At 67.4% G+C, this 4,809-nt stretch carries 5 protein-coding genes; 1 reads left to right on the top strand and 4 read right to left on the bottom strand.

Features of this window, described 5'->3' with window-relative positions:
- Nucleotides 1–596, top strand: a 596-nt coding sequence (locus WA965_RS13385; RefSeq protein ID WP_526447621.1) for a thiamine pyrophosphate-dependent enzyme, incomplete at its 5' end; no start/stop codon positions are given.
- Nucleotides 597–608: 12 nt separating this feature from the next.
- On the opposite strand, the gene lpqN is transcribed toward WA965_RS13385, so the two are convergent.
- From lpqN to WA965_RS13365, 4 genes are all read right to left on the bottom strand, one after another.
- Nucleotides 609–1,337, bottom strand: coding sequence for an envelope biogenesis lipoprotein LpqN (lpqN, locus tag WA965_RS13380; RefSeq protein ID WP_526301497.1), 729 nt, complete (start codon nt 1,335–1,337; stop codon nt 609–611).
- 83 nt (nt 1,338–1,420) lie between these two features.
- On the bottom strand, nt 1,421–2,509 hold the full coding sequence (locus WA965_RS13375; RefSeq protein ID WP_526301503.1) for a 3-ketosteroid-9-alpha-hydroxylase subunit A: 1,089 nt from the start codon (nt 2,507–2,509) through the stop codon (nt 1,421–1,423).
- 43 nt (nt 2,510–2,552) lie between these two features.
- Nucleotides 2,553–4,115: an FAD-binding protein gene (locus WA965_RS13370; protein ID WP_526301499.1), complete on the bottom strand. Its 1,563-nt coding sequence runs from the start codon at nt 4,113–4,115 to the stop codon at nt 2,553–2,555.
- Nucleotides 4,108–4,809, bottom strand: a 702-nt coding sequence (locus WA965_RS13365; RefSeq protein WP_526447619.1) for an AMP-binding enzyme, incomplete at its 5' end; no start/stop codon positions are given. The genes WA965_RS13370 and WA965_RS13365, both read right to left, overlap by 8 nt.

Genomic DNA, 4,809 nt, shown 5'->3' with positions numbered 1-4,809 from the left:
CTCCCTCGGTGCGGCCAGACCGGCCGACCGGCGACCTCAACGCATTCGCCGCCGCAGCGGTGATCGGCGCGCTGCTGCCCGAGGCCGCGATCATCGTCGACGAATCCAACACCGGCGGCGTGGGACTCGCGACATCGACGGCGGGTGCGCCGGCCCATGACGTGTTGACGCTGACCGGTGGCGCGATCGGCTACGGGATCCCCGCGGCAGTCGGTGCCGCGATCGCCGCTCCGGACCGGCCGGTGCTGTCGCTGCAGGCCGACGGTTCGGCGATGTACACCATCGCCGGGTTGTGGACCCAGGCCCGGGAGAATCTCGACGTCACGACGGTGATCTTCAACAACGGCGCCTACGACATCCTGCGGATCGAGTTGCAGCGTGTCGGTGCGGTGAGCGCGCAACCGCCGGGTCCCCGGGCGTTGGAACTCCTCGACCTCGGTGGCCCGGCAATGGATTTCGTCAAGATCGCGCAAGGCATGGGCGTTCCCGCCCGGCGGGCCACCACCGCTGATGAGTTGGCGGCCGCGCTCATCGAAGCATTGACCGAGCCGGGGCCGCATCTGATCGACGCGGTGGTCGGGTCGCTCGCCGGCTGACCGGCCGTCCGCTCAGGGCGTGATGACGGTGTCGTCGTCGATGATGTTCGTCGCGGTGGCGACGATGTCCATCTGACTCTCCAGCCCGTCGGCGTTGAGCTGTAACACGTACACGGCGTCGCTGCCCGGGATCACGACGGTCTTCTGCGCGATGATCTTCGCCAGGCCGTCCTGCTCCCAGGTGCCGCCGAGTTGGAACGCCGGGAAGCCGCTGAGTGTGCTCTCCCGGCCGTTGCTCATCGGACTCCAGCCGGGCAGGTTGGTCAATTCACCCGGCGCATGGTCGAGGATCGCCTGCGGATCCACATCGCCATCGAGCCTGGACACCAGCGCGACGATGCTCGGCGTGTACTCCTCGGCCCCGGGACCGTCGTAATAGATGGCGCCGTAGGCCCACTCGGGCGTCTCGGGACCGGCGTCCTGCCAGCCTTCCGGGAAGGGCAGATCGATGAACGGTGCGTTCGGATCGCCCGGACTGACCGGGGTCTCCTGGATGCCATTCGCGACGATGTAGTCGGCGATCGTCGGGGCCGGACCTTCCGGGGCCTCCTCCCGCGGGGCGATCCTGGCGGTCGACGGTGCGGCCGCCGCACTGGTGGTGGTCGTCTCGGACGTGGAGGTCTCCGACGACTCCGATGCCGTGGTGCCCGAACCGGTCGTGGTGGTCGAACCGCAGCCCGTGGCGAGGACGGCCAGCGCTGTGGCGAGCGCGGCGGTCCGAGTGACGGCCGAGAGCTTCATGGCTGAACTCCTGTCGGGATGACATTCGGGTATTCAGCGAAGCCTAGATCAAGATCAGGAATTTGCTGTATGGGTACTTGTACTCAACTTGGGCTGCGGGCCGCCAGGTTCTCGGCGACCTCCTGCTGCCACAGATCGTTGGCGTGGGTGGTGTCGACCTCCTGCTCGAAGCGGTCGGTCATGTCGGCGGTGACATCGGCGGCGTCGACATAGAACTGCTCGTACCACCGGCGGTGCTGGTAGACCGGCCCGTCCTCCTCGGTGAGCAACGGGTTGTCGATGCGGGTCTTGTTCTTCCAGATCTCGACGTCGTCGAGGAAACCTTCGCCGAAGCTGCGGTTCATCGTCGCGGCGAGCTTGGCGGCCTTGTCGGCGGGCAGCCCGGGCATCTCCTGGACGGCGACGCCCCACTGCAGCACGAACGAGTTGTGGCTGACCGGATAGTGGCAGTTGATCAGAGCCACCTCGACGGTGAACCCCGGAGCGAGATCGTTGTGCAGCCAGTTGATCATGTAGGCCGGTCCGAAATAGGTCGCCTCCGACCGCAGATGGGTTCCTTCCCAGAGCTTGTCGAAGTTGGGAGTGAAGTCGGGCCGCGGCTTGGACTCCATGAACTGGCTCGCGGTGTGGCCCTCGATGACGTTCTTGAAGTACGTCGGGTAGGCCTTGTGGATGTAGAAGAAGTGCGCCATGTCGACGTTGTTGTCGACGATCTCGCGGCAGTGCGAACCCTCGATGAGGATCGAGCTCCACTGCCACGGCGACCACCGGCCTTCGTCGAATCCCTCGATCGTCGGCGGGGTCAGTTCCGCTGGGGGAGTGGAGCCCTCGGGATCATGCCAGACCAGCAACTGGCCGTTCACCTCGGTGGTCAACCACGCCCTGGTGCGTGCCAGGCGCGGGGTGCGCTTGGCATAGGGAACCAGGGTGCACTTGCCGTCGCCACCCCAGCGCCAGTCGTGGAACGGGCACGCCAACTGGTCACCCTTGACAGAGCCCTGGGACAGATCGCCGCCCATGTGCCGGCAGTACCCGTCAAGAACCTTCAGGGCGCCGTCGGAGTCGGCGAAGACGACCAGCTTGGTGTCGAACGCGTTGATGCCGTGCGGTTGACCGTCCCGGAAGGTGTCGGCCAGCCCGAGGCAGTGCCAGCCGCGGGCGAAGCGCGTCATCGCGGCGCCGGTGTCGATCTCCCGCACGGACTCGGGCGCTGCTCTATTCACGGTGTGCTCCTTCTGCCATGTTCAGCACGGCCAGGTGGCTGAAGACCATGCTCGTGCCGATCGGGTTGCCCCCGCCGGGATAGACGGTTCCGCTGGGTGCCGCCATCGTGTTGCCGGCCGCATAGAGTCCGGCGATCACATTGTCCGCCGAATCGAGCACCCGCGCGGCGGTATCGGTGCGCAGGCCACCTTTGGTGCCCAGATCCGAGACGCCGAACGCGGCGGCGTGGAACGGGCCCTCGTCGATCGGGTACAGCGGTGGCGCACCCCCGGAGAAGGCGCGGTCGTAGGGTTCGTCGCCGCGGCCGAAATCCTCGTCGCTACCGCGCCGGACAGCATCGTTGAACCGCGCCACCGTGTCCACGAGGTTCTGCGGTGGCACGCCGATCTCGACGGCGAGTTCTTCGAGCGTGTCGGCCGTGCGCCACAGACCGGCGGCGACGTACTTCTCCGGTTCCACCATCGAAACGTTGGTGGCTTTCACCGGAGGGACAACACCCGCTCCATCGCCACTGTCGTCGTAGACCATCCAGTACGGCAGCGTCACCCGTCCGTCGGCCATCGCCGCCAGCACCGCCCGGCCGAGACGATCGTAGGCCGCCGATTCGTTGACGAACCGTTTCCCATCGTCGTCGACGAAGATCCCGCCGGTGAACCACAGGGCGAACGCCGACGTCCCGTCCGGGTGCGTCAGGCCCGGCGACCACCATGCCTGGTCCATCAGGTCGGTGTCAGCACCCGCAGCCATCGCGGCGAGGTGGGCGAGGCCCTGATTCCCCCACGGCCCCATGGTGTCTCGCGAAACACCCGGAACGCCGAACCTCGCGCGCATCTCGTCGTTGTGCTCAAAGCCGCCGGCGGCCAGCAGGACACCGCGGCGTGCGCCGATCCTGCGGCGCTGCCCGGCCGTCTCGACAACGGCCCCGACGACCGCACCGTCGGAGACGACCAACTCGGTCAATGCGGTGTTCAACCGGGCCGAGGTGTGCGGATACCGCCGGGTCGCGGCCAGGAATCGGGCGATCAGCGCGCGGCCGCCGACAAAATAGTCCTGAGGTTGTGGATGCCCGAGGCGGTCGGAGTCCAGCGGGCCGCGGATCAGTTCGGCAAGATCGGGAGCGGCCGACACCCTGAGGGCTTTGGCGGCGATGTGCCGCATCCCGTCGGCGCGTGCCTTCGGGGCCTTGCCGAAATAGTCGGGCCACGGCAACAGCGTGAACTTCAGCAGCTCATCGGATTCGAGATACTCGATCAGTGGGGCGCCGCTGCGTACGTAGGTTTCCTGAAGGGCGCGTGGCGTACGGTCGCCGACCACCGAGGTGTAGTACTCGAGCGCATCGTCGATGCTGTCGTCGGTGCCTGCGCGCAGCAGCACCGGGTTGCAGGGGAACCACATTCCGCCGCCGCCCGAATACGCAGTGGTGCCGCCGAACTTCTCGGTGGCCTCCACCAGGATCACCTCGAGTCCCTCCCGCGCGGCGGTGTAGGCCCCGGTGGCCCCGCCCGCGCCGGACCCGGCGACCAGCACATCGGTCACCTCGTCCCAATCAGGCATGGGGCCTCCTTCCATACTCGGCGAACTCCGCGTCCAGGGCGCGGCGGTCCTCGTCGGTCATCCGTCGGTACTGCGGTCGCCCGCGACCCACCCAGTGGTACACCGGCTCGTCGGTGTGCCAGCACTGGGCCTGCAGATCACGTTTGAGCACCTTGTTGGATCCGGTGGCCGGCAAATCGGCCGACACCCGGAGGAAACGGGGAATCCCCTTGGCGCCCAGATCATCCTGAGCCTCGAGGAACGCTGCAAAATGCTCGACGTCGAATGCTGCCGGGTCGGCGACCTCGACGGCGGCCATCACCTGATCGCCTGACCGCGGGTCCGGGACACCGTAGACCCCGGCGGTGATCACCTCGGGGTGGCGCCGGACGACACGTTCGACGGTCAGCGCCGAGGTGTTCTCGCCGTCCACCCGGATCCAGTCGCCGCGCCTGCCGGCGAAGTACAGGAAGCCCTCTGAGTCGAGGTAGCCGAGATCGCCAGACCAGTACCAACCGTTGCGCACCCGTTCGGCGTCCGCGGCGTCGTTGCGGTAGTAGCCCTCGAAATCGCGGGCGCCTCGCCGATCGACGATCTCCCCGATGCTGTCGTCAGGGTTGAGCACCCGTCCCTGCGCATCAAGAATCGCTGCAGGACGGCGCTCCAGGGACTCGGGGTCGACGATCACGACATCGGGATGCGCCGGTCGGCCCAG

The organism is Mycobacterium sp. (genome assembly GCF_049683935.1).
In the GTDB taxonomy this organism is placed as follows: Bacteria; Actinomycetota; Actinomycetes; order Mycobacteriales; family Mycobacteriaceae; genus Mycobacterium.
This window is presented reverse-complemented; position numbering and strand designations above follow the sequence as displayed.